The organism is Virgibacillus flavescens (assembly GCF_050574275.1).
In the GTDB taxonomy this organism is placed as follows: domain Bacteria; phylum Bacillota; class Bacilli; order Bacillales; family Amphibacillaceae; genus Virgibacillus_F; species Virgibacillus_F flavescens.
Window position 1 is genome coordinate 1807568 of record NZ_CP192260.1, and the last position, 20938, is coordinate 1828505.

General features: G+C 36.0%; 28 protein-coding genes. 24 read left to right on the forward strand and 4 right to left on the reverse strand.

Going from position 1 to position 20938, the window contains the following annotated elements:
- Positions 1-5 precede the first annotated feature (5 nt).
- The 18 genes from VBD025_RS08545 to VBD025_RS08630 all read left to right on the forward strand — a co-directional run bounded on the left by VBD025_RS08545 (position 6) and on the right by VBD025_RS08630 (position 14772).
- Positions 6-1142, forward strand: a complete 1137-nt coding sequence (locus VBD025_RS08545) for an AAA family ATPase (RefSeq protein WP_430784469.1) — start codon at positions 6-8, stop codon at positions 1140-1142.
- A 28-nt stretch (positions 1143-1170) separates the two neighbouring features.
- A complete protein-coding gene (locus tag VBD025_RS08550; protein ID WP_430784471.1) occupies positions 1171-2541 on the forward strand; it encodes a CpaF family protein in 1371 nt (456 codons plus the stop codon).
- Positions 2513-3442 carry a type II secretion system F family protein gene (locus VBD025_RS08555; RefSeq protein ID WP_430784473.1) on the forward strand — a complete coding sequence of 310 codons (930 nt, stop codon included), beginning with the start codon at positions 2513-2515 and terminating at the stop codon, positions 3440-3442. Before VBD025_RS08550 ends, VBD025_RS08555 begins: the two co-directional genes overlap by 29 nt.
- A 3-nt stretch (positions 3443-3445) precedes the next feature.
- Complete coding sequence (locus VBD025_RS08560) at positions 3446-4381, forward strand: type II secretion system F family protein (protein WP_430784475.1); 936 nt, start codon at positions 3446-3448, stop codon at positions 4379-4381.
- Positions 4382-4405: 24 nt separating this feature from the next.
- Positions 4406-4624 (forward strand): hypothetical protein, encoded by a 219-nt coding sequence (locus VBD025_RS08565; protein ID WP_430784477.1) that lies wholly within the window; start codon positions 4406-4408, stop codon positions 4622-4624.
- Between the two features lie 52 nt (positions 4625-4676).
- Complete coding sequence (locus VBD025_RS08570; protein ID WP_430784479.1) at positions 4677-6083, forward strand: VWA domain-containing protein; 1407 nt, start codon at positions 4677-4679, stop codon at positions 6081-6083.
- Positions 6084-6179: 96 nt separating this feature from the next.
- Positions 6180-7556 carry a hypothetical protein gene (locus VBD025_RS08575; protein WP_430784481.1) on the forward strand — a complete coding sequence of 459 codons (1377 nt, stop codon included), beginning with the start codon at positions 6180-6182 and terminating at the stop codon, positions 7554-7556.
- A gap of 60 nt (positions 7557-7616) precedes the next feature.
- The gene (locus VBD025_RS08580) at positions 7617-8432 is read left to right on the forward strand and encodes a hypothetical protein (RefSeq protein WP_430784483.1); all 816 of its coding nucleotides are present in this window, start codon (positions 7617-7619) and stop codon (positions 8430-8432) included.
- Between the two features lie 19 nt (positions 8433-8451).
- Positions 8452-9168: a hypothetical protein gene (locus tag VBD025_RS08585; RefSeq protein WP_430784486.1), complete on the forward strand. Its 717-nt coding sequence runs from the start codon at positions 8452-8454 to the stop codon at positions 9166-9168.
- Positions 9168-9569, forward strand: a complete 402-nt coding sequence (locus tag VBD025_RS08590; RefSeq protein WP_430784488.1) for a TadE family protein — start codon at positions 9168-9170, stop codon at positions 9567-9569. Before VBD025_RS08585 ends, VBD025_RS08590 begins: the two co-directional genes overlap by 1 nt.
- On the forward strand, positions 9569-10231 hold the full coding sequence (locus VBD025_RS08595) for a Tad domain-containing protein (RefSeq protein ID WP_430784490.1): 663 nt from the start codon (positions 9569-9571) through the stop codon (positions 10229-10231). Before VBD025_RS08590 ends, VBD025_RS08595 begins: the two co-directional genes overlap by 1 nt.
- Positions 10232-10246: 15 nt before the next feature.
- A complete protein-coding gene (locus tag VBD025_RS08600; protein ID WP_430784492.1) occupies positions 10247-10456 on the forward strand; it encodes a hypothetical protein in 210 nt (69 codons plus the stop codon).
- 95 nt (positions 10457-10551) lie between these two features.
- A complete protein-coding gene (locus VBD025_RS08605; RefSeq protein WP_430784494.1) occupies positions 10552-11862 on the forward strand; it encodes a vWA domain-containing protein in 1311 nt (436 codons plus the stop codon).
- Between the two features lie 117 nt (positions 11863-11979).
- A complete protein-coding gene (locus VBD025_RS08610) occupies positions 11980-13398 on the forward strand; it encodes a vWA domain-containing protein (RefSeq protein WP_430784496.1) in 1419 nt (472 codons plus the stop codon).
- A 96-nt stretch (positions 13399-13494) separates the two neighbouring features.
- Complete coding sequence (locus VBD025_RS08615) at positions 13495-13854, forward strand: hypothetical protein (RefSeq protein WP_430784498.1); 360 nt, start codon at positions 13495-13497, stop codon at positions 13852-13854.
- Between the two features lie 117 nt (positions 13855-13971).
- A complete protein-coding gene (locus VBD025_RS08620; protein WP_430784500.1) occupies positions 13972-14109 on the forward strand; it encodes a hypothetical protein in 138 nt (45 codons plus the stop codon).
- A 32-nt stretch (positions 14110-14141) separates the two neighbouring features.
- On the forward strand, positions 14142-14474 hold the full coding sequence (locus VBD025_RS08625; protein WP_430784502.1) for a hypothetical protein: 333 nt from the start codon (positions 14142-14144) through the stop codon (positions 14472-14474).
- Between the two features lie 73 nt (positions 14475-14547).
- Entirely contained in the window at positions 14548-14772 is a 225-nt protein-coding gene (locus VBD025_RS08630) for a hypothetical protein (RefSeq protein WP_430784504.1), read from the forward strand.
- Positions 14773-15082: 310 nt separating this feature from the next.
- On the opposite strand, the gene VBD025_RS08635 is transcribed toward VBD025_RS08630, so the two are convergent.
- Positions 15083-15841 (reverse strand): hypothetical protein, encoded by a 759-nt coding sequence (locus VBD025_RS08635; RefSeq protein ID WP_430784506.1) that lies wholly within the window; start codon positions 15839-15841, stop codon positions 15083-15085.
- An 88-nt stretch (positions 15842-15929) separates the two neighbouring features.
- Between VBD025_RS08635 and VBD025_RS08640 the strand changes: the two genes are divergently transcribed.
- The gene (locus tag VBD025_RS08640; protein ID WP_430784508.1) at positions 15930-16448 is read left to right on the forward strand and encodes a hypothetical protein; all 519 of its coding nucleotides are present in this window, start codon (positions 15930-15932) and stop codon (positions 16446-16448) included.
- On the opposite strand, the gene VBD025_RS08645 is transcribed toward VBD025_RS08640, so the two are convergent.
- Complete coding sequence (locus tag VBD025_RS08645; RefSeq protein ID WP_430784510.1) at positions 16445-16717, reverse strand: SAV0927 family protein; 273 nt, start codon at positions 16715-16717, stop codon at positions 16445-16447. The two genes, VBD025_RS08640 and VBD025_RS08645, sit on opposite strands and share 4 nt — an antisense overlap.
- A gap of 111 nt (positions 16718-16828) precedes the next feature.
- On the opposite strand from VBD025_RS08645, the gene VBD025_RS08650 reads away from it, so the two are divergent.
- Entirely contained in the window at positions 16829-17266 is a 438-nt protein-coding gene (locus VBD025_RS08650) for a DUF86 domain-containing protein (protein WP_430784512.1), read from the forward strand.
- A gap of 16 nt (positions 17267-17282) precedes the next feature.
- Complete coding sequence (locus VBD025_RS08655) at positions 17283-18047, forward strand: TIGR01457 family HAD-type hydrolase (RefSeq protein ID WP_430784514.1); 765 nt, start codon at positions 17283-17285, stop codon at positions 18045-18047.
- A 42-nt stretch (positions 18048-18089) separates the two neighbouring features.
- On the opposite strand, the gene VBD025_RS08660 is transcribed toward VBD025_RS08655, so the two are convergent.
- Entirely contained in the window at positions 18090-18602 is a 513-nt protein-coding gene (locus tag VBD025_RS08660; protein WP_430784516.1) for a phosphatidylglycerophosphatase A family protein, read from the reverse strand.
- A gap of 77 nt (positions 18603-18679) precedes the next feature.
- Here VBD025_RS08660 and VBD025_RS08665 point away from each other — a divergent pair, with 77 nt between their 5' ends.
- Positions 18680-19654, forward strand: a complete 975-nt coding sequence (locus VBD025_RS08665; RefSeq protein ID WP_430784518.1) for a hypothetical protein — start codon at positions 18680-18682, stop codon at positions 19652-19654.
- Positions 19655-19703: 49 nt separating this feature from the next.
- Here the strand turns inward: VBD025_RS08665 and VBD025_RS08670 are convergent, their stop codons facing one another.
- Complete coding sequence (locus VBD025_RS08670) at positions 19704-19928, reverse strand: NifU family protein (RefSeq protein ID WP_430784520.1); 225 nt, start codon at positions 19926-19928, stop codon at positions 19704-19706.
- A gap of 152 nt (positions 19929-20080) precedes the next feature.
- Here VBD025_RS08670 and VBD025_RS08675 point away from each other — a divergent pair, with 152 nt between their 5' ends.
- Positions 20081-20407, forward strand: coding sequence for a YuzD family protein (locus tag VBD025_RS08675; protein WP_430784522.1), 327 nt, complete (start codon positions 20081-20083; stop codon positions 20405-20407).
- A 67-nt stretch (positions 20408-20474) separates the two neighbouring features.
- Entirely contained in the window at positions 20475-20831 is a 357-nt protein-coding gene (locus VBD025_RS08680; RefSeq protein ID WP_430784524.1) for a HesB/IscA family protein, read from the forward strand.
- The last annotated feature ends 107 nt before the right edge of the window (positions 20832-20938 follow it).

The following is a 20938-nucleotide window of genomic DNA, read 5'->3' on the forward strand; positions in this document are numbered from 1 at the left end:
ATAAGATGAAGAAAATAAACGAGCTATATGTAATCGGGGAAAATGAAGACCTTTATGAATCAATTCAATCTCAATTAAGTGATGAATTTAAGCTGCACCAAGTAACATCTAATGATGTAAAGAAGCATTCTATTCATATCGCCTTAGTTTTGAAAACAGAGCAGGAATCACCACTCGACCTAGTACAAATTATTCTCGCAGAGCACCCAAAGGCACTAATTATATATGTTAATGATATTCAGAATTTTGAGCTTTTACGTGATTTAACTAAGTTTGGTATAGAAGAATATTTTGTATTACCGCTTGAAGAAGAACTGTTAAAGGAAAAAATAAAAGTTTTAGTTGAGTCTAAAATAGTAAAAGAAGATGAATCTGGTACTTCAGATGGTTTCAAACGAGGTGGCGGAAGAGTATTTACATTCTACAGTGGTAAGGGAGGGGCAGGGAAATCGTTACTGAGCACAAGTTTTGCTCAAACGCTTAAACTCGAATCTACTGCAAAAGTGCTATATATTGATCTGAATTTGCAATATGGTGGTGCAGAAACTTTTTTAGGAATTGAAAGCAACCGTTCCATCATAGATTTAATCCCTGTTATCCACGAGTTAAACGAACATCATATTCGCAATATTGCTGAAAAAGAAACACACTCTGGTTTGGAAGTTCTGGTTAGTCCACGTGATGCAGAACTAGCAGAGAAAATTGATCAGGAATTTATTCTGAGATTAATCCGAGCGAGCAAACGCAGTTATGATTTCATTGTAGTAGATGCACCTACATGGATGGAAGAAAGCGTTTATACAGCAATATCGGAGTCAGAGCGTATCTATTACGTAATGAATCTGGACACAGTTGCAATTCGTGTTCTAAAAAACGTAGAGACTTTATTTCAGCAATTAGGAATTAATACGGAAGATAAAATGGAATTAGTGATTAATTTTGCAGGAAAAGAAAATGAGCTAACAAAGAAGGATATTGAACGATTTGTTACTTTTCCAGTTGCTACTGAAATAAGAAGAGACTTTAAAGGTATTCAAAGTTTTATTAATCAAGGGATACCTTTACGAAAAGAACCTCAGGAGAAGAAACTTACACCAGTAGCTAAAGATATTCAAAAATGGGTTAGATCTATGTTGAAGTAAAAATATTAAAAGCTAAGGCGGTGAGGCAATGCCCCTTTTTCAACGTACAAATAAGGAAGATCAAAAAGATACGTATCAAACAGATTATATTGTAAGTAATTCCTATATCGATGAGCTTGTAGAACATTATAAGTCCAGATTGTTAACTGAAATTAACTTAGAACAGATAACTAGCTTACCAGATGCTGACAAGCGATTGAAAATAGAGCGATTGATTAATCAATTCATGACCGAGGAAAAGGTGGTTATTCCCAGGCATGATAAAGAGACTTTACTTTCACGATTAATTGATGAAAGTGTAGGTTTTGGTCCGATTGAATCATTACTAAAGGATGATGAGATCACGGAAATATTGGTTAATGGACCGAAAGAGATATATGTAGAGAAAAGCGGAAAACTGGAACACGTCGATATTTCTTTTAAAGATGAATCTCATGTACGACATATTGTCGATAGAGTGGTAGCACCATTAGGAAGAAGAATAGATGAAAGTTCACCAATGGTTGATGCCAGACTTCCTGATGGCAGTCGTGTAAATGCAGTAATATCACCTATTAGCCTAGGTGGGACAATAATTTCAATTCGTAAATTCAGAAAAACACCATTTGTCATGGACGATTTGGAAAAGTATGGAACGTTTACAAGCGATATGTCTAAATTTATGCAAGCCTTAGTACAAGGAAAATTAAATATACTTATTTCTGGAGGAACCGGTAGTGGTAAGACAACGCTATTAAACGCATTAGCCAAAGCAATTCCTTACGATGAGCGGGTTATCACAATTGAAGATTCAGCTGAATTACGACTTGCGCGTAAGAATGTTGTTGGTATGGAAGCTAGACCCCCGAACGTAGAGGGTGAAGGAGAAATATCGATTCGTCAACTAGTTAAAAACTCCTTGAGAATGCGTCCAGACAGAATTATTGTTGGTGAGGTTCGTGGATCAGAGGCATTCGACATGCTGCAGGCGATGAACACCGGACATGAAGGGTCATTAACAACGGTCCACTCGAACACACCTACTGATGCAATAAATCGGGTAGAGGGGATGGTTGTGATGGCGGGAATGAATTTACCTACTCATATTATTCGAGAATATATTGTTGGAGCATTGGATTATATTGTTCAAGTTCAGCGTTTATCTGATGGTACTAGAAAGATTATGAACATAGCTGAAGTTGAGGTTGATAAAAACAATAAAATTGAGGTTCGAGATATCTTTTGCTTTAAACGTACCGGGGTAGATGAAAATGGAAAAATCCATGGTTATTACACTGCAACTGGCATTCGCCCAAAATGTATTGACCAAATGGAAACACTGGGAGTAACGTTTAGACCTGATTTCTTTGAACCTGAAGGGGAGATTGCAGATGAGCTTAACCGTGTCCATACTCTATAGTTTGGCAGTCCTTTCGTTACTTATCTGCGGATATTTTTTCTTAGGATACAGAAATCAGAAGAAAGAATGGAAGCAAAAAGTTAGACACTGGTATCCAGAGGAACAAAGAAAAAGCGTAATTAGCAAATGGGGAGACCGCTTTGATGAACGCGAGAGTTCGAACAAGTTACGAAGCAAATTACAAAACGCTAACTTGAAATTATTGCCATCGGAATATATGGGAGCCATGATACTGGGCTATCTCGTTTTATTTGTTTTATTTTACGCGATCTTTAACATGCCAACACCGGTGAGTCTTTTACTACCATTATTGATTGTAATCGCATTAAATTTTTTACTCTTTTATTTTAGAAAAAATAACTATGAAACTCGATTTAATGAACAACTATCTGAGATTTGTAGATTACTAGGTAACGCTGCTAGGTCAGGCTTAACCATTAATCAAGGTATTGATATCGCAGCAAGAGAAGTAAGTGCACCAGCTGGCGATGAGTTTAAACGAATTTCAAATGAATTAAATCTAGGGGTTTCATTAGAAGCGGCCTTACGATCTGTACAGAAACGAAACAAATCAAGAGATTTTAATTTATTTATTGCAACGCTACTAATTCAAAAGAAAACAGGGGGAAACCTCGCATTGACCTTAGATACAATGGCCAACACATTTGAAGAACGTAAAGTACTAACGCAGACAATTAAAACGATGACATCGGAACAAAAGTACATTTCCTTTATTGTTCCAGCATTACCGATATTTTTATTACTAGTCATGAATAACGTTATTGATGGTTTTATTGAACCACTATGGAAAGGGTTCGGAATCGTTATATTAATTCTATTTTTATCAGCGATTATTTTATCTTTCTTTTTAATAAGAAAAATAACGGATATAAAGGTGTAGCCTATGGACGCATTAATTATTATTACAATCATAGCATTTTGGTTCTGTGCCGTCCTTTGTATGAAGCATTTCTGGTCATTTCTGCAAGGGAAAAGAAGTGTACTTGATCATGTATCGGATGTAACACAAGTTGACCCATTCGAGAAAAAACAAAAGAAAAAGAATCAACGAGCAGTAATTTTTCAACATGTTACCAAGTATGCAGATGATTTCACAGACCTAGGTCAGCGAATTAACTTTTTCAGTGAGAATCATAGTGTAAAAGAATGGTTAAGGAAATCTGGAAATCCATTGCAACTAACGGTAGAACGATTTCAAGGATTAAAAATTTTCCTATTCATTGCCGGATTCTTTTTCGGTGTTCTATCTATTATTATCGGTCTTCCGTTATCGCAATATATGCTAGTATTTGCACCAATATTGGGTTATTTCACCCCAATTTTCTTAGTAAGAAGAGAAGCTAAAAAAAGGCAAAATTTAATTCGAAAAGACTTGCCAGACTTTCTCGATACGGTAAGTACGAGTGTGCAAGCAGGAGTTAGTCTAGACCATGCATTAAGGGAGGTGATCCGTTATTTTGACGGGCCAATTCGTGAAGAGTTTTCCAGGTTTAATCAAGAAATAGATTTAGGTGTACCAAGAGAAAAAGCATATCGCGAGCTTCTGGAACGAAATGACAACACTGAATTTCAATCGTTAATTAAAGGACTTATCCAAGGGTTAAATTTAGGTATTCCTATTGCAAAGACTTTTAGAATCCAGGCAAATGATATGCGACAGATTCGTGAAGAACAAGTAAAGGAACAGGCAGCAAAAGCGTCACCAAAAGTAACGCTGGTAACAACATTTTTAATTGCCCCAGTTTCCATATTGATGATTGCAGGACTGATGATCATGAATATGCTGATGGGTGATGATAGTATTTTTAAGAGTTTTTAAATAATAAATTAGGAGGAAATTAGGATGAATTATTTGAATGGGATTTATGCGAGAATGTTAAACGCGTTTGATGGCTGGAAGAACGAGGAGCGAGGATCTCAGACATTAGAGTGGATTGGGATTGCAGCGGTTGTTGTGATTGTGGTGGGACTGGTTTCTACTGCTTTTGGAACATTGAAAATAGGAGAGACAGTAGCAGAAAAGTTTGAAACCTTTCTTGAGAATATCGGTAGTGGGAGCTAACTAACAATATCATTTAATTTACTATAATTAGCAAAATAAGGAGATTTACTTCATGCCTAAAAAGTGTTACTTACTTTTAGTTCTAACCATCTTATTTTTAATTACAGCTTGTAGTGAAGAAAAGTCAAGTAAAGATGCTATTGAAGACTCTTCAGAACAAGAAGACTCTTCAGATTCCGAAAAACAAACAAAAGATGTTACCAAAAAAGAAACTAGTGATGAAAGTAGTAAAAGTGACAATAAACATTTGAAGGATATTTCGCTGGTTCCTACAAATGAAGTCGGTTTCGTTAGGCAGAATTCAGGGGTATTTGCCGATAAGGTTATATGGGATGTTGAAGAAAAGGTGAAAAAACAATTAAAAAAGTTGAAACCTATGAGTGAAAATCCATCTGATATGGAGTATAAAAAATATCTAAGTTATATGTATTGGTTGGTAGCAGAGGACTTCCCTAACCCAAAGGATGTTGTTAAAAAATGGGAATTTGCTTCATTTGGAAACCCGAATCTGCCTGACTCTAGATATCATTTTAAAGAAAACTATAATGTTGAGATTATTTTAGATGCTAGTGGTAGTATGGCAGCAGATGTAAAAGGAAAGACACGTATGCAACTCGCTAAAGAAACAATTAATAATTTTCTTAAGAGTATTCCAGAAAAAGCAAATGTTTCTTTACGAGTGTATGGTCATAAAGGGTCAAGTTCTGAGAGTGATAAAGAATTGTCTTGTAGTGCAATAGAACAAGTATATGGATTTTCTCCATATAATGAAGAAAAATTCAAAGAAGCACTAAACCAATTTAAGCCAAGTGGATGGACACCAATAGCGGAGGCGCTAAAGGAATCAAAAAAAGCATTATCACAATTTGATACTAAAGACAATACAAACCTAATCTATCTCGTTAGTGATGGAATCGAAACATGTGGTGGAAATCCTGTTAAAGTAGCTGAATCACTATCAAAATCGAATGCAGAACCAATTATTAATATTGTTGGTTTTGGAGCTGACGCTAAAGCCCAAAACCAGTTACAAGAAATGGCAGAAATTTCAGATGGGATATATGCTACTGTTAATGATCAAAGAGAACTAGCTGAGGAATTTGATCGTGCAGAAGAAGTTTTAGAGGCATGGGGAGATTGGAAAGAGGATGCATTAAAGGATTTAGATGCAATAGGTGTGGATAATAGCTTCGATATTATGAAAATCACAAATGATTGGTCCTCTATTTCAATCTCACAATCAAACAATTTGGTAAAGGTTATTGGTATAGCTGAAGAAGTTGAACTAATTACAAATGATCAGAGATCAACCTTATCTAGTATGGAAAACGACGTTGTAGATAGAATTGGAGTGATTAAGGATGAAATTGAGAATCGCTTACAAAACATTAGTGTAGAAAACCTAGAAAAACTTAAAAAATCAATCAAGGAAAAATACAACACAGAAACACAGAACTAACATAAGAGAGGGATTTGTATAAGAAAATTGTAAAACGGGGTGATGGACATTGGTAGGTTTATTAAAAAAATACTGGTCTTAATCGCAATTATTTTCATGACATTTCAGCCAGTTATGGTTCCAGTGGTATACGCTGTTGAATCATGGAGTGGAAACTCATGGGAGGGTACCCCCTGGGAAGGAAAACCATGGGATGGTAGCGATTTGCAGTGGGAAGGTAAATCCTGGGAAGGAAATGAATGGACTGGTAAATCAACCGATGGTGAGAGCTGGAATGGAAAAGGAACTGAAGGAAATGGCACTAATGGTCAGGGTACAACAGGTTATGATTGGCAAACTTTACCATGGTATATGAAAGGTTGGAATCAACCAGGATTTGGTGGGAATCAAGGAAATTCGGTAGGAAATGGATCAATTGGTAATCCTTGGTTATACCCTGGGTGGAATGGTAGTGAAACCAATGGTAGTCCGTGGGCTAATTCGGAATTTGCTGGAGAAGGTACAACTGGAACTCCATGGGCAAATTCTGGATGGAATGGGCAATATGGACTCGGCAGTCCGTGGACATCATATGGACCAAACGGTTATGGAATTATGGCTAATCCAGGGGATACTTCTGTTAGGTATAGAAGTAACATAGATGATGGTGAGTCGATTCAAGAGCAACCTTTTTATGAAACTGATGGGTTCAAAATTTCAAAATATATCATAGGTGATGTAATCGGCGGTCAGGCTACTATGATTAGTGGTGCTATGAAATATGAGCGATTCTCAGAAGTCGGTAAAAAAGGATCTGGTTTTGATTTCGGGGCGAAAACGTACGGAAATCTCCTTGTTAATGGATTTAAATTAGGTGGAATTGACAACGGAGCAATAGATGCTTATGATACCGCTTCAAAAATTGATGAAGGTATACAAGGATTAAACAAATTCCGACAAGCAAGAAATGTTGGTGAAACCTCAGAGAGTGCAATTGATACTTCCAAATCTAAAGCTTTAAGAAATACTAAATTTTTATCAAAGGCTAACAAAGCTGTGTCACTAGTTGATAAAATACCTAAACCTCCTGCAGTTTTGGAAAAAGCTTTATCAAAGTTTAATGTTCCCGCTGCCGCATTAGGAACTATTGCATCAACAGCAAAGACAGTTGATAGTTGGGATAATGCTTCTAGAGTATTGGATAGCAATGCTTCTGGTACAGACAAGACTGTAGCTGTAGCAGATGTGACTGAGAATATAGGTGACACTGCAATGAATCTTGGTGTGGTTACATCAGCAATACCATTACCTGGTGCAAGAGTACTTGGAGGAGCAATGGTAGTTGGAGGAGCAGTTTTATGGGGTGTTTCAAAAGCTGCTAAATTAATTGCTGGAAATTGGAATACTATTAAAAATAGTCCGAAAAAAGCGTGGGAAGGCACTAAAAATATTGCTAAAAAGGGTTGGAACGCATTAACTGGTATCTTTGGTTAAGGGGAATAGAATAGACTAATTCCTATTGACCCTATAAAGTATAGGAGGCTCTAATTAATTATGAACATAGATAATCAATTACTTAATAAAATGGCTAAAAAACATAAAAAGTTATTTGAAAGTTACAGTATAAATCCAGGAGCATATCAGATTCAGAATAATGATTTTTTTCTCGTTTCATATAAAAAAAAGGGAATTTCCGGTTGTGCAGTATTAAGTCCGCAATGCCCTGACGATACCGTTATGTATATGGAAGCATTCGATTCATTATTAGAACATGCACAATTAACCACTCTTATTCTAAGGCATGCTGGTGATAGAGCTGACATAAACATGTCTTCTTTCTACACAGTTAAACAGTTCTTGGAGGATGTTATTTATGATGTTGAATTAAGACAAGAGGATAAAAATGTATTTGAAACATGCTTAAGTGCAATATTGAAAATTCTGGAATTACAAGAGTATCTTATTAAGAGTTTTGAAGAATTTTATTTAAAAGTCACAAAACTCCACGAAGGTGAAATCAATGTTATAACTAAAGATGATATAGAAGAAATGGTGAATTATCTAGGAGAGGTTGGGTATATTCAATATACACAATTGCTAACTCAATACCGTACTATATCAAAATTTGGTTATATTAAAAATACAAGTGAACCTAATATTAGTAAATATATAACTGACGATGTAAGTAGTTATTTGGTAGAATTTTCAAGTCACAAAAAGCAACTAAATGAACAGATTAAAAGTATTACTTATCAAACAGAAATGGATCGACTAACAAAGGAAGAACATATAGAAGTTGAAAAGAAAAACTTCCGCCAAAACCTTGAGAAAACAAATGCTTCATTGAGAAAGAAGTTACGTTTCCCATAAAAATTAAAAGGAGTTAATTATGGATAAACCGTTGAGATATACGTGGAATTTATACACGGGAAAATTTGAAAAACTTATTCTATTAATGTTGGGTACCACATTACCGTTATTATTGATACATTCTTTTATCACAAATTATATATATGTGATTACACCAAGTTTTTCTCCAGTCTATTCTTTTGCGGATATTTATTATGGTCTTTTGACTGTATTATTATATTTATTCGCCCAAGTACCATATGTTCGATTTGTGTTTAATGAACATGTTGGTAAAGAGGACAGTTTGAGAGATTCTGTTTATCAGTTTTTAGTTAATGGATTTACAATATTTTTGTTTGCATGTATTTTTTCCATTCTTACTACGATAGGGTTTATGCTTTTTCTATTACCTGGAATAATTTTACTTTCCTTAGTCTTTCCGATCCCTTACATTAGCGTTTTCGATGGAAAATCTGTTTGGAAATCTTTCAAAGAAGGTTTACGAATAGGTAAAAAGAATTTTTTTAAGATTTTCCTAATCATTTTTCTCTCGGGATTGCTTGAACTGTTATTTGGAATTTTTGTCACAGCACAATTGTTTAATATAACCTCATCATATGCAGCGCAAATCATTACACAAATTGTACTGAATCTCTTATTCTATCCATTTATTATTATTCTTCTGACTTGCTATATTATTAAGTGGAGGGAAGCTCAGGAGGTTTTAGAGGTTAATGCCGAGGAGGCGCATTTATAATGGACTGTTTTAAAGGAATAAAGAATGATGAAGCGGGTAGTGCAACAATTGAATTCCTTGGAATTGTCCCTTTAGCTTTTTTATTATTGATGATAATCTGGCAATTTGTTGTAGGGATCAACGGAGTATTAATAACTCAGTCAGCTGCGAATGAGTATGCAAGTGTTTATTCGATTACCAAAAGTCATGAAGATGCTCAACAGGCCTCTAACAAGATTTTAAATTTGACTGGTGACTATTTGCACACCGTTTCAATTGAAGGGCCATCCTCCGGCAATAAGGAATTTCAAGCCCAAGTAAGCGTGAACATCGAATTTGTTTTTTTACCTAACAGTATTTTTGGAGAAGCTTCGCCATCTGTACCGTATACATCGACTGCATTCGGCAGGGTGATAGAGTAATGATACAAATTAAAAGTGAACAAGGAAATATCGCATTGTTTGTACTAGGAATGCTAGGTATTATGATGGTTTTATTTGTCTTTGTTATCAACATGGGTTTAGCCCTAACAGTTAAAGAAGATGCATCCACAACAGTGCAACAGGCTAGTATGGCAGCATCAAGTGTATTGTATGAGAATGTTCGAGAGGTTATTTATAATTATGAAGAGGATACATTAGAAGGAGCAGTCCAGGCTTTCTTTAAAGATATTGAAGAAAAGGTTGAAGAGAAAGCCGAACAATTATCAGCAAATTCTTCCTATAGCGATTGGTCTAATAACGAAATCGAATTAGAGGCATTCGATATTGTTTTAGAAGATGAACTCGATAAACCAGTAGTAAGAACAAAATTGATGGAAGTGCTTCAAAAAGAAAATATAGAAGAAAAAGTTATTAATATGGCTAAACAAACTATTGTACAAAATGATGGTGAATTAAACGGAGCAGAGTTAGCAATCCATAAGAATAGGATCTATATCCGTGCATCGAATGAATTGGAAAGTACATCATACGATGGATTTATGGAAGGGATCAAAGAAAATATCTATCAAGATTCCGCTGGACCTAAGATAGATTTTCTAGAAGATATTTGGACGTCTAGTAAATTGGTTCAACTAAATTAGAAGGAGGAATGTAAGATGTCAAATTCCGAGAAAAAGTGGAGAAGGTTTTACCTAATACTAATGATCTTTATTTATGCGATATATGTTCCAGTAACAGTGTTTGAATGGCTAGCGGGAGATGGTGGACTTCCATATACTGCCGTAATTGTGGGATTTGGTCTTCCAATCATGCGCAAAAATCATCTCCAATCAATCCGGCAAAAAGAAGGGGAATCACGGAATTAAAGCTCTTCTTCTGAAAATTATGCTTCTCTATAGAAGCATAATTTTTTAAATAGAATTATCAGAAAGAATAGATAGAATACGATAATTAAATTGTATTGATAGTAATCTTAACCGCTTGCTCCAGTGATGAATCAAACGCAGACAAAAAAGATCAACCAGATGAAAACATAAGTTCTGAGGAGAATGAAAAGAACGAAGTCACAGCACCTGAAGCGGCATCTGAACCTGAAGCAATGGTGAAGGAAGGTCCGGGAGAGCTTTTTACGGCGGAGGATATGAATGCCGAAAAATTAAAAGAATCAATTAAAGCACTACCAAAAGAACTTACTGCAGATGAGGCGTATAACCATCTTATTCATTTGATGGCTGCTGACTACTCACCAGTTCTGAAAGAATACGAAAATTTTAAACCTTCTTTTCTAGTAGATGGTGCTCCGACAAGTGAAGATGAACAGGAAGACCCCAAAGAAGAAAAAGAACTTCATGTTGCTTTATTACTAGATGCGAGTGGCAGTATGGGCGCTGCCGTTAATGGTGAAGTTAAAATGAAGTCCGCTAAAGATTCCTTGAAAAATTTTGTTTCTGAGTTGCCAGTAGAATCCAAAATTTTGCTTCGTGTTTATGGGCATAAAGGTACTGGGACAGACGAGGACAAAAAGGTGTCCTGTAGTAGTACGGAGGTTGTTTATCCATTAAGTACATATGACGAGAAAGCATTTAATAAATCATTGTCAAAATTCAAACCTGCAGGCTGGACTCCACTTGCGGCATCGATTAAAGCGGCGCAGAAAGATTTACAAGGAAACTCCGGTGACAGTGTGAAAAATGTTGTCTACATTATCAGTGATGGCGAGGAAACATGCGGTGGAGATCCGGTAAAAGCAGCAAAAGAATTGCACGAATCTGGAATTGCAACGGAAGTCAATATCATTGGTTTTAGTGTTGGTAACGAAGCCCAGGCGCAATTAAAAAAGGTTGCCGAAGCGGGTGGAGGAACATTTACTAATGTGGATTCCGGTAAAGATTTGGTGGAAATAGATGGAGACCAAATTAGCGATGCTCTTGATGCAGCTGAACTAAATATGTGGAGTGCCATGGAAGGTGTAGATTTAACCTGGGACGCCATTCACATGAATGATGAGTTAGATGCGATTGCTTCTGATTTCCGTGACATTATCGATCAAGAAAAGAGTTTGCTATTAACTGGTTTAGAAGGCTTGATGCAAACGGAAAAGGTGACAGAAGAAGTCGCGGATGAACTAAGAACCTTAATTGATGAACGGCAGGAGAAAATTGACCAATTGAACGAAAGTAGAGAAGAAGTTTTAGAGAAAAGAATTGAGGAGGAAAAGAAAAAAGCTAGTGATTTAATAGATCAGATGAAGAAAGAGAGAGCGAAAGACTAACTTTTGAGATGAAAACCTTAGAATAGTAAAGATTATTTATGTGATTTCATGTTCCGATAACAGTATTTGATTTGAAAACGGGAGATGGAAGTATTCAATTGACAAGGAGATATGTAAATGATTAAAAAGCATATTATGTTACATACACTTTTACTTATTACTTTAGCCTTACTATCAGCATGTAATAATGAAGATTCTAAAATAACAGATGATAATAATTCTAGCCCAGAACAAGTAGGTGAAAAAGACAGTGAGCAAAAAAAAGAAGTTAATACGGAAGAAACAGGTCGAGCTGTCCACAAAGAAAAAACTACTATAATTCAAAATGCTCCACCTATACCTTCTGATGCGACAGGTTTTGTAAACCAATTGCCGGGAGAATTTGCAGGTAAAGAGATTTTAGCTGAAGATGTAACTGCAAAATTGAAAGAAGAATTTAAAGAATTACCACCTTTAAGTGAGAATGCAACTCAGAAAGAACTTGATCAGTTATTTAATTACTTTTATTCATTAGTCTCTGAAGATTATCCAGATCCGCAAAACATAATAAAAAAGTGGGAGTTTGGATCATTTGGTAATCCAAAATTACCGGATTCAAAATATTACTTTAAAGAAAATTACAATATTGAAATTATATTGGACTCAAGTGGTAGTATGGCAAACGTCATTGATGGAAAAACACGTATGGAATTAGCAAAGGAAACAATAAATAATTTCCTGAAAAATGTTCCAGAAAAGGCGAATGTATCGCTACGCGTATATGGTCATAAGGGTACTGGCTCTGATACTGATAAAAAGATGTCCTGCAGTGCTATTGAACAGGTTTACGGTTTTGCTCCGTATGATGAGCAAAAGTTTCAAAAGGCATTAAATCAATTTAAACCAAGTGGGTGGACTCCAATTGCCGGTGCATTAAAACAATCAAAAGAAGCATTAAAGAAGTTTGATGCTAAGAATAATACCAATTTAATCTATTTAGTTAGTGATGGGATTGGCACCTGTGATGGTGAACCTGTAAAGATTGCAAAATCACTTTCCAAATCAAATGCGCAACCAATTATTAATATTATCGGTTATCAAGCTGATGCGACGGCACAAAAACAATTACAAGAAATGGCCGATGTATCAGACGGAGTCTACTCTACCGTAAATGATTCTGCTGGATTGCAAGAGGAATTTGACCGCGCAGAAGAGGTATTGCAGGCATGGAAAGAGTGGAAAGAAGATGCTTTGCAGGAAGCAGATTTTGCAGATACGGATAGTTATTTCGACATATTAGGTATTACGAATGAGTGGAGTTTCACTACCGATTCTCAGCAAAACACTTTATATAATCTAATGTATGTAGCAGAAGAAGCGGGAATAATTAACTTTAAACAACAACAAAATTTCCAATCTAGAGCAAATAAAATGAGAGATATTATTAAAGGTTTTGGAAAAGAGATTGAAGGAGAACTTAAGAAAATCAGTACAGATAAGATTAACGACCTTAAAAAGTCCATCAACGAAAAATACAATACACAAACACAGAACTAACATAAGAGAGGGATTTGTATAAGAAAATTGTAAAACGGGGTGATGGACATTGGTAGGTTTATTAAAAAAATACTGGTCTTCATCGCAATTATTTTCATGACATTACAGCCAGTTATGAATGAGCGCGAAATTGCTACAGAAGATGACCAAATTAAAATGAGACAATTAGTAGTTGAAATGGTAAGAGCTGCTCATCGACAGAGTATAATTCAAATTGATTCGGAAAAAGATCGAGACAAACTATTAAACTATCTATCAGGCAAAAAATGGGCAAGTGTAAAAGTGTTTTATTATTACAAACGCTTAAAAGGTTTTCATAACAATATGTTGAACAAAAATAGTCTAGAAGTAAATGAAATAATAAGAATGGAAAAAGAATTTGCAGTGGATGAGCCACTTGAACAAAAAGATGAAGTAAAAGAAACACTGAAGAAAAACTTGAATCCCCGTAAGTAAAGGGAATAGAAAATGAATTCTATTAAGGACTCATTACGTTTGTACACCTTATGTGTTTAACTATCGTTTTTTGGAACAATTTCTGGTACTGCGGTAGGATTGGGAGTTGGCATACTAATGTCTACTCAGATGAGACGAAACATTCGAAATAGGACAAAGGATGTAGTTAAGGTTGGTCTTGACAAGGCCGTTAATACTGTGAAATCAGGTCTAGAAAAAATGGGTAATGTTATTGAGGGTTTATTTTCATGGTAACGTAATGAAGAATATAAAGGGTGATTTATGAAGTGGATAAAAAATATAAAGAAAATGCAGCAGAAAAAGCAGGCCGTAATGTATACTTTTCTCCATTCACACCATGTTTGATGGGGTTGATAGCTTGTGCAATCCCTTTCTGGTCTCCTCTTTATGCTAAAATTTTGGCAGTAATTATTTCTTTACTAGTTTTAAGAGTATTGCTTGGCTATTTCAAACAAAAACATCGTGATTACAGTTGGCATGCACTTACTGGAGTTATTACTTACAATCTAGTCGGCATTTTTTGTATAATTCCTTTTTGGAAAGTACTAGGAGAAGCAACTTGGCTTTCAATTTTATTAATTTGTTTATATGTAATCTGATTTTACCTTTCCTATCAATATAGATACATTATTATCGAAGGAGTATTTTCTGCAAGATCTAGAAAAACTCTATTTGGAAAAGTATATTATAGGATTTTCCCTCGTTGGTTTAACCGGAGCAGGATCTTATGGTTTTGCAAGATCCTTACAAGTGTTTAAAGGATATGATGATGCAACAGTAATTTTAGCAACCTGCTTAGTATCTTTTGGAATTATTATAATTGTTGGTTTTCAGGGTTTGTGGGTTCGCGTAGAAAATCCAGATTATGATTTAAATAGCGAAGAAAACCCTAATTAAAGAATATGATTAAGGATAATTCAAAATCGGTGAAGAAATTGCTGAAGACAAACCACTTGAAGAAGATGATGGAGCACAAGAAATTATTCCTAGGATCTGAAATCCTCGTATGTAAAAGAGAATAGAAATACATGTGTTTAATTGGATTTGAATTAATGAACACTTTTGCATTGCATTCAAAATGTAGCGTGTGGTGAAAAAATGCTACTAAGTAAGCATAAATGAAAAAAACGAGCCCCCGTTGAAAAGGAGCTCTACGTCTCGATTGCATGAGTCTATCATCTATTAACCTAACATAGACGTATAGAAACTAATTACTATTAGATGCTTCCTTATATTGCATTTCTTCCTGCCAATCATTCATAAGGACTGGAGACTGTTCCTGCCAGCTGCCGTTAAAGGAGAAATCAATCAGATTATCAGAGGACTCCAAAAAAGATAAACGAACTTTTTGGTTAAGGTATTCCATATCTTTTCGGTAAAGAACTTTGTCTGTGTATTTTAATGGTAGATTTATATCCTGGAAGTATCCGAGCCAAGCATCCATCTCTTGTCCTTTAACAGGAAACGGAATGGTAATGATGTTGCTTTCTTTGTCATCTTTGTAAAGGACATAAATGATTGGAGCGATTTCTGTTTTCGTTTTCCCGGTCCCTCCCTGACTTCGCAGCGAACTTACTTGCCTTACGATATAGAAGGAAGCAACTACTGACAGAATGGATGAGAGAGATACCGTCCGTTTTTCTGGTTCTGTTTGAAAGTATTTATTCCATTCGTTGGTGGAAATAGTCTCCTTATGGAGAGTGAAGGTAGACAAATGATTATTATTCCATATGATTTTTTTTATAGTAATGTAAAGTTTCTTTCCCATCCAGACTCCAGCTGGAATTAGAATAAACAACCAGAATAACCACTCTGACCTATAAGCGAAATATAGAATAGGTGGCACAACGATTAGTGCAATACTCAAAAGAAAACCAACACTAAGAACTAAGAAAGCCATTATCCACCAATAAGGATCCATCTTTTTTTCTGTATATTCATGAATTGTTTCATTTGATTTATCCATATTTCCTCCTTAATTTAACTAATTAATTGGAATTTTTTTGAAATTATTGATAAAATTATTATAACAAATTAAAGAGAGTTGTGGAACAATGGATCTAAATTTAGAAATGTTTATTTCAAAATGGCACTTAATTACACTTTTTTTCACTGCAGTTGCTTTATTCGCTATGATTATCGGGAAATATCCAAGAAAAACGGTAATAAAATCAACCATTTTGACTTTTCTTATTATATATGTAGTTTTTACAGTATTCATTGGATTTGAAATGCAGGAGACAGAGGAACGCAACAACTATGTTGACGAAGGATTAACTTCTTCGCACGAGCAAAACATGGGAAAGATTAACGAAGAACTTGTGGTGTTTGTTGGCGGTTTTTACGATGATGAAGACGACTTCACCTCGAAGGTTTATGCAAAGAATTTCCATGAGTCGGCTGAGTTTACCGGAAAAGTAAGAGTGGCTATTTATAATGAGGAAGGAAATAAACTGGAAGATGAAGTATATGATGTTACTCTGCAGCCAGGGGAAAAAATTGAAGTAGACCCGTACCTTGGGAATGAGGAATTCGGAAGGTACAGGTATCAATTTAATCCTAGCTCGAATTAATAGTATAGAGCACCTTTTAGAAACTCTCTTAGTTCATCTGCTTCAATTTCCGTAACATGAAATTCATGTTCGATTACGCCTTCTTCCGTGAGGTCGTTTTTCGTTAACATGGCAAACCGATTCTTTCTTAAGTCGATGACGATCTTTTTATTATCTTCTCGAGCATTGAAAATGGCAAAATCATATCGATGAAAGTTACCCATGAAACTTATGTATCGTACTTCCTGTTCTGCTGTTTCGTCTAATAAAATCTTATATTTGTCATTCATACGTTTACCTCCAATAAAATTGTAAGTTTCTCATACTATATCACGTTTTATTTAGTCGTTCATTTATTATGTGGTATATTTGAGTTACCTATTTTATGGGAGGTATGATGGATGTATTTTATTGACCGCAGTAAAATTGAAGAAACACTTACATATATGGAAGGTTTGCTGCAGGAATTGGGTAAACAATCGTTTGAGACATTTAGAGATAAATTATCGCTGGAACGGATTACACAGATGATAATTGAATCTGTTCTGGATGTTGGAAATATGATGATAGATGGGTTTATTATGAGAGACCCGGGAAGCTATGAGGATATTATCGATATTTTAGTGGACGAACGAGTACTTCCTTCAGATGAGTCGGAAAGATATAAATCAGTGATTAAATTACGTACGATGCTTGTGAAGGAATACCTGACGATAGATCATGAACAAATACGAACTACGATGGCTGAGAACAAAGCGACATTAAATTTGTTCAGTAAGCGGATTCGTACGTATTTGGATAACGAACTTGGTGTCGCCAACGCTTTTTCCGGGCAGTAAAGAGAGGTTTTAAAGTATGAAGAATTATAAAGGGTATTTAGTTGATCTGGACGGTACGATGTATAAAGGAAACGAGCGCATTCATGCTGCTAAAGAATTTGTGGATTTTTTATATGAAAAAGAAATACCGCATTTATTTTTAACAAACAATTCATCAAAAACGCAAGAGGACATCGCTAAAAAGTTAGTCGAAATGGATATACGTGCTACATCGGATCATATTTTCACATCAAGCATGGCGTCAGCAAGTTATATTGCTGATCTAAACAGTAGTGGACGTGTTTTTGTTATTGGTGAAACCGGGCTGCGTGATGCACTTGAGAAAAAGGGACTTACCATTACAGATGAGGATCCTGATTTCGTAGTTGTGGGAATCGATCATGAAATCACGTATGAAAAGCTTGCCAAGGCGTGTTTGTTTGTTCGTAATGGAGCGAGATTCTTATCGACAAATAGTGATGTAGCTATTCCAACAGAACGCGGTCTGTTACCAGGAAACGGGGCACTTACTTCCGTCATAACGGTGAGCACCGGTGTGGAGCCAACCTTTATTGGAAAACCTGAGCCAATTATAATGGAGCAAGCATTGCATGCGCTTGGATTGTCAAATAAGGAAACGCTTATGGTAGGGGATAATTATCATACAGATATCATGGCTGGAATTCAGGCAGGGGTGGATACTTTAATGGTTTTCACAGGGATTACGCCATTTGAGGAACTTGTAAAATTGCCTGATCAACCAACGTACCACGTACAGAATTTGAATGAATGGATAAAATAAAAGCTTTCTAATCGAGTGAAATCGATTAGAAAGCTTTTTCATTTAGTCATCTAATACAACTGCATCTCGTACGCCGTGTGCCAGTCTGCTTGAGGCTGCCGCTGCAATTGCGCCGACGATGTCATCAAGAAACGTATGACATTCACCAGTTGATTTATCATTTAATCGCTCAAGTATTCCAGGCTTCTGTTTATCGATATATCCGTAATTAGTAAAGCCGATTGACCCGTAAACATTCACGATAGACAGTGCAATAATTTCGTCTACGCCATATAAACTTTCATCTGTTTCAATGGTTTGCTGCAGTGGAAAATCAAGCATCTTTTGTTCTGCAAGCTTATCTAACTGAATACCTGTTAGTATCGCATTTTGAACCTCTCGCTTGGTTAATACGCGGTCCACGTTGTGGCGACACTCATCCATACTTAAATCTTCGTGATATTTCGATTGGAGATAGTAAACTAATTCCGCGATATCTTCTAAAGTTACACCGCGCTCTGTTAACCATTCACGTGCTTTTAATTCTAATTGACTTTGATTTGTTTTCTTTTCCATTTAAATCACCTATTCTGACGTATTTTTATCCAATTGCTCAACATACACTTATTGTATATCTGTAAGGGGGTAGAAATGTGGAAAGTTTACTTGCTACTTATTATGGTATCCGATCGGAAGGTACTTGTTTCCTGGACGGAGCGGAGGGACACATTAGTAAGGACTACATTTATTTTATCATTCCAAGCGATAACAGGGAAGTCATTCATCCAGAGCAGCTGGCATTGTGTTATCATCTTTTTGAAAAAGGTGTTAATAGTATGGCAGTTCCAATTGAAAATGTAAATGGAGAATGGTCCACTTTATTTATGGGAGAAGAATATACAGTTGTAAAAATGCACCATAAAGACAGGGAACTAAGCAGGTCACATGGGCAGTCACTGGCAGATTTTCATGAGATCGGAACGGCCTATCCATTTGAGCCTGTTGATTTTTCAAGTTATGGGCAGTGGAAACAGCTATGGATTAATAAGCTGACAGCATTTGAGCAGAAGGTCGAACAAGAGGATTCCCTGTATCGTTCGCCGTATCATCGAAAACTGTCTGATATGTTTCCATATATTATCGGAATATGTGAAAATGCAATCCAATATTTACAGGAAACAGAATATGATTACCGTTTCCACGAAACCGACCAGGGAACGATTACAAATAAGCGGTATACAAACCAATGCAACCGAGATGTCATATGGCATGGGAATTTTATTTTCGATCATCCTGTTCGGGACATTGCTGAGCATATTCGATATTGTATTTTATATCAAGAGGATGACGGGATTAAGAATGCGGGTACATTTTTGCAGGAGTATCAGGAGAGCCGATCTCTGTCGGTATTCAGCTGGCGTTTACTGTATGCGAGACTTCTTTATCCAGTTCATTTTTTTGACTTAATTGAAAAAGGATTCGCTTCAACATCTTATGATTCGTTACTATCTAGTTTGAACGATTTGCTGCAAAAACAAGTAAGGTACGAAAAGTTTATGAGGACGTTCTATGAGACAGTAGAAGTGGATCATCGAGAATGGGATTTACCAGTGGTGGATTGGCTCTGAATAAAAAGGCAAACATTTTTAAAAATGTTTGCCTTTAATCTATGTGGTATTAAAATACTTGTTCGATTTCAGTAACTCCCGGAACTTCTGCGATTAACGCGCGTTCAATTCCAGCTTTTAAAGTGATGGTAGAACTAGGACAGTTCCCGCATGCACCCATGAGACGAAGAAGCACAATGCCATTCTCATCTACATCAATTAACTCCACATCTCCGCCATCACGAAGTAAAAATGGGCGTAATTTATTTAAGACTTCTTGCACCTGTTCTTGCATTATCCATCTTCTCCTTTCTATACCATTATAAGATGAATGCTGTAAAAAATCTATCGCTAAAACACATCTTTTCATAAAAGTAGATGATTATATTTTATCTTTAATGAAAGATTTTGTAAAATATAAGTAACTAAAAGTATGGAGGTTTCGTCATGGGGGATAAGAAAGCAGTAATTACCGTTTACGGGGCAGAACAAATATGTGCAAGTTGTGTGGGAGCTCCCGGGTCCAGAGATACATTTGAATGGCTTCAGGCTGCAATCGGGCGAAAGTATAAAAGTGGTGGAATTTATTATACTTATATAGACATCAACAAGCCGCAAACAGAGGATAAACATATTGCATTTATTGAACGAATAGCGGATGAAGATTTATTTTATCCGATTGTATTTGTAAACGAGGAAATGGTCGGTGAAGGGATCCCGCGCTTAAAAACGGTCTATCAAGCACTGGATGAATTGGAAGTGCCATTGCAATAAAAAAAGCTGCTTCTATTGAATAGTACAGGAACAGTTAGTATAATTGAGTTTAAAGGAGGGGCAAAACATGGTTGTTACATTTACAGAAGATGCAGTGGATCAAATCAAAGTAATGATGAAAGACGAATCAGAAAATGTCCGCTTACGTTTTGGCATAAAAGGTGGCGGCTGTAGCGGCTTATCCTACTCACTCGGATTCGAACAGGAAGTTAATGAAGAACTAGATATGGTAGATGAAATAAATGGGCTGCCTGTAGTGATTTTCAAACAGGACATTCCGATTATAGAAGGAACAAAAATTGATTTCAAACAGAACATGATGGGCGGCGGATTCAGTATCGAAAATCCAAATGCTATCGTAAGTTGTGGCTGTGGATCATCTTTCAAAGCAAAAGAACGCGAAGGTACACCTGATAAATGTTAAGAAGTTTAGTTTAGAGAAGCTGGAACGCTGTTAATGGCGTTCTGGCTTTTTTTGTTTGGTGTGAGACCGGCTGGTTGTGGGGATGCAGTCTGGTTCGGGCGGAATAC

What these genes read in the sequence shown, in the direction of transcription:
- VBD025_RS08680 (WP_430784524.1), top strand. Translation starts at nt 20,475, where the DNA reads ATGGTTGTTACATTTACAGAAGATGCAGTGGATCAAATCAAAGTAATG.
- VBD025_RS08645 (WP_430784510.1), bottom strand. Translation starts at nt 16,717, where the DNA reads ATGAATGACAAATATAAGATTTTATTAGACGAAACAGCAGAACAGGAA.
- VBD025_RS08585 (WP_430784486.1), top strand. Translation starts at nt 8,452, where the DNA reads ATGGATAAACCGTTGAGATATACGTGGAATTTATACACGGGAAAATTT.
- VBD025_RS08635 (WP_430784506.1), bottom strand. Translation starts at nt 15,841, where the DNA reads ATGGATAAATCAAATGAAACAATTCATGAATATACAGAAAAAAAGATG.
- VBD025_RS08675 (WP_430784522.1), top strand. Translation starts at nt 20,081, where the DNA reads ATGGGGGATAAGAAAGCAGTAATTACCGTTTACGGGGCAGAACAAATA.
- VBD025_RS08620 (WP_430784500.1), top strand. Translation starts at nt 13,972, where the DNA reads ATGTCTACTCAGATGAGACGAAACATTCGAAATAGGACAAAGGATGTA.
- VBD025_RS08555 (WP_430784473.1), top strand. Translation starts at nt 2,513, where the DNA reads ATGAGCTTAACCGTGTCCATACTCTATAGTTTGGCAGTCCTTTCGTTA.
- VBD025_RS08640 (WP_430784508.1), top strand. Translation starts at nt 15,930, where the DNA reads ATGGATCTAAATTTAGAAATGTTTATTTCAAAATGGCACTTAATTACA.
- VBD025_RS08660 (WP_430784516.1), bottom strand. Translation starts at nt 18,602, where the DNA reads ATGGAAAAGAAAACAAATCAAAGTCAATTAGAATTAAAAGCACGTGAA.
- VBD025_RS08570 (WP_430784479.1), top strand. Translation starts at nt 4,677, where the DNA reads ATGCCTAAAAAGTGTTACTTACTTTTAGTTCTAACCATCTTATTTTTA.
- VBD025_RS08550 (WP_430784471.1), top strand. Translation starts at nt 1,171, where the DNA reads ATGCCCCTTTTTCAACGTACAAATAAGGAAGATCAAAAAGATACGTAT.
- VBD025_RS08595 (WP_430784490.1), top strand. Translation starts at nt 9,569, where the DNA reads ATGATACAAATTAAAAGTGAACAAGGAAATATCGCATTGTTTGTACTA.
- VBD025_RS08670 (WP_430784520.1), bottom strand. Translation starts at nt 19,928, where the DNA reads ATGCAAGAACAGGTGCAAGAAGTCTTAAATAAATTACGCCCATTTTTA.
- VBD025_RS08600 (WP_430784492.1), top strand. Translation starts at nt 10,247, where the DNA reads ATGTCAAATTCCGAGAAAAAGTGGAGAAGGTTTTACCTAATACTAATG.
- VBD025_RS08565 (WP_430784477.1), top strand. Translation starts at nt 4,406, where the DNA reads ATGAATTATTTGAATGGGATTTATGCGAGAATGTTAAACGCGTTTGAT.
- VBD025_RS08650 (WP_430784512.1), top strand. Translation starts at nt 16,829, where the DNA reads ATGTATTTTATTGACCGCAGTAAAATTGAAGAAACACTTACATATATG.
- VBD025_RS08610 (WP_430784496.1), top strand. Translation starts at nt 11,980, where the DNA reads ATGATTAAAAAGCATATTATGTTACATACACTTTTACTTATTACTTTA.
- VBD025_RS08580 (WP_430784483.1), top strand. Translation starts at nt 7,617, where the DNA reads ATGAACATAGATAATCAATTACTTAATAAAATGGCTAAAAAACATAAA.
- VBD025_RS08615 (WP_430784498.1), top strand. Translation starts at nt 13,495, where the DNA reads ATGACATTACAGCCAGTTATGAATGAGCGCGAAATTGCTACAGAAGAT.
- VBD025_RS08575 (WP_430784481.1), top strand. Translation starts at nt 6,180, where the DNA reads ATGACATTTCAGCCAGTTATGGTTCCAGTGGTATACGCTGTTGAATCA.
- VBD025_RS08590 (WP_430784488.1), top strand. Translation starts at nt 9,168, where the DNA reads ATGGACTGTTTTAAAGGAATAAAGAATGATGAAGCGGGTAGTGCAACA.
- VBD025_RS08655 (WP_430784514.1), top strand. Translation starts at nt 17,283, where the DNA reads ATGAAGAATTATAAAGGGTATTTAGTTGATCTGGACGGTACGATGTAT.
- VBD025_RS08545 (WP_430784469.1), top strand. Translation starts at nt 6, where the DNA reads ATGAAGAAAATAAACGAGCTATATGTAATCGGGGAAAATGAAGACCTT.
- VBD025_RS08560 (WP_430784475.1), top strand. Translation starts at nt 3,446, where the DNA reads ATGGACGCATTAATTATTATTACAATCATAGCATTTTGGTTCTGTGCC.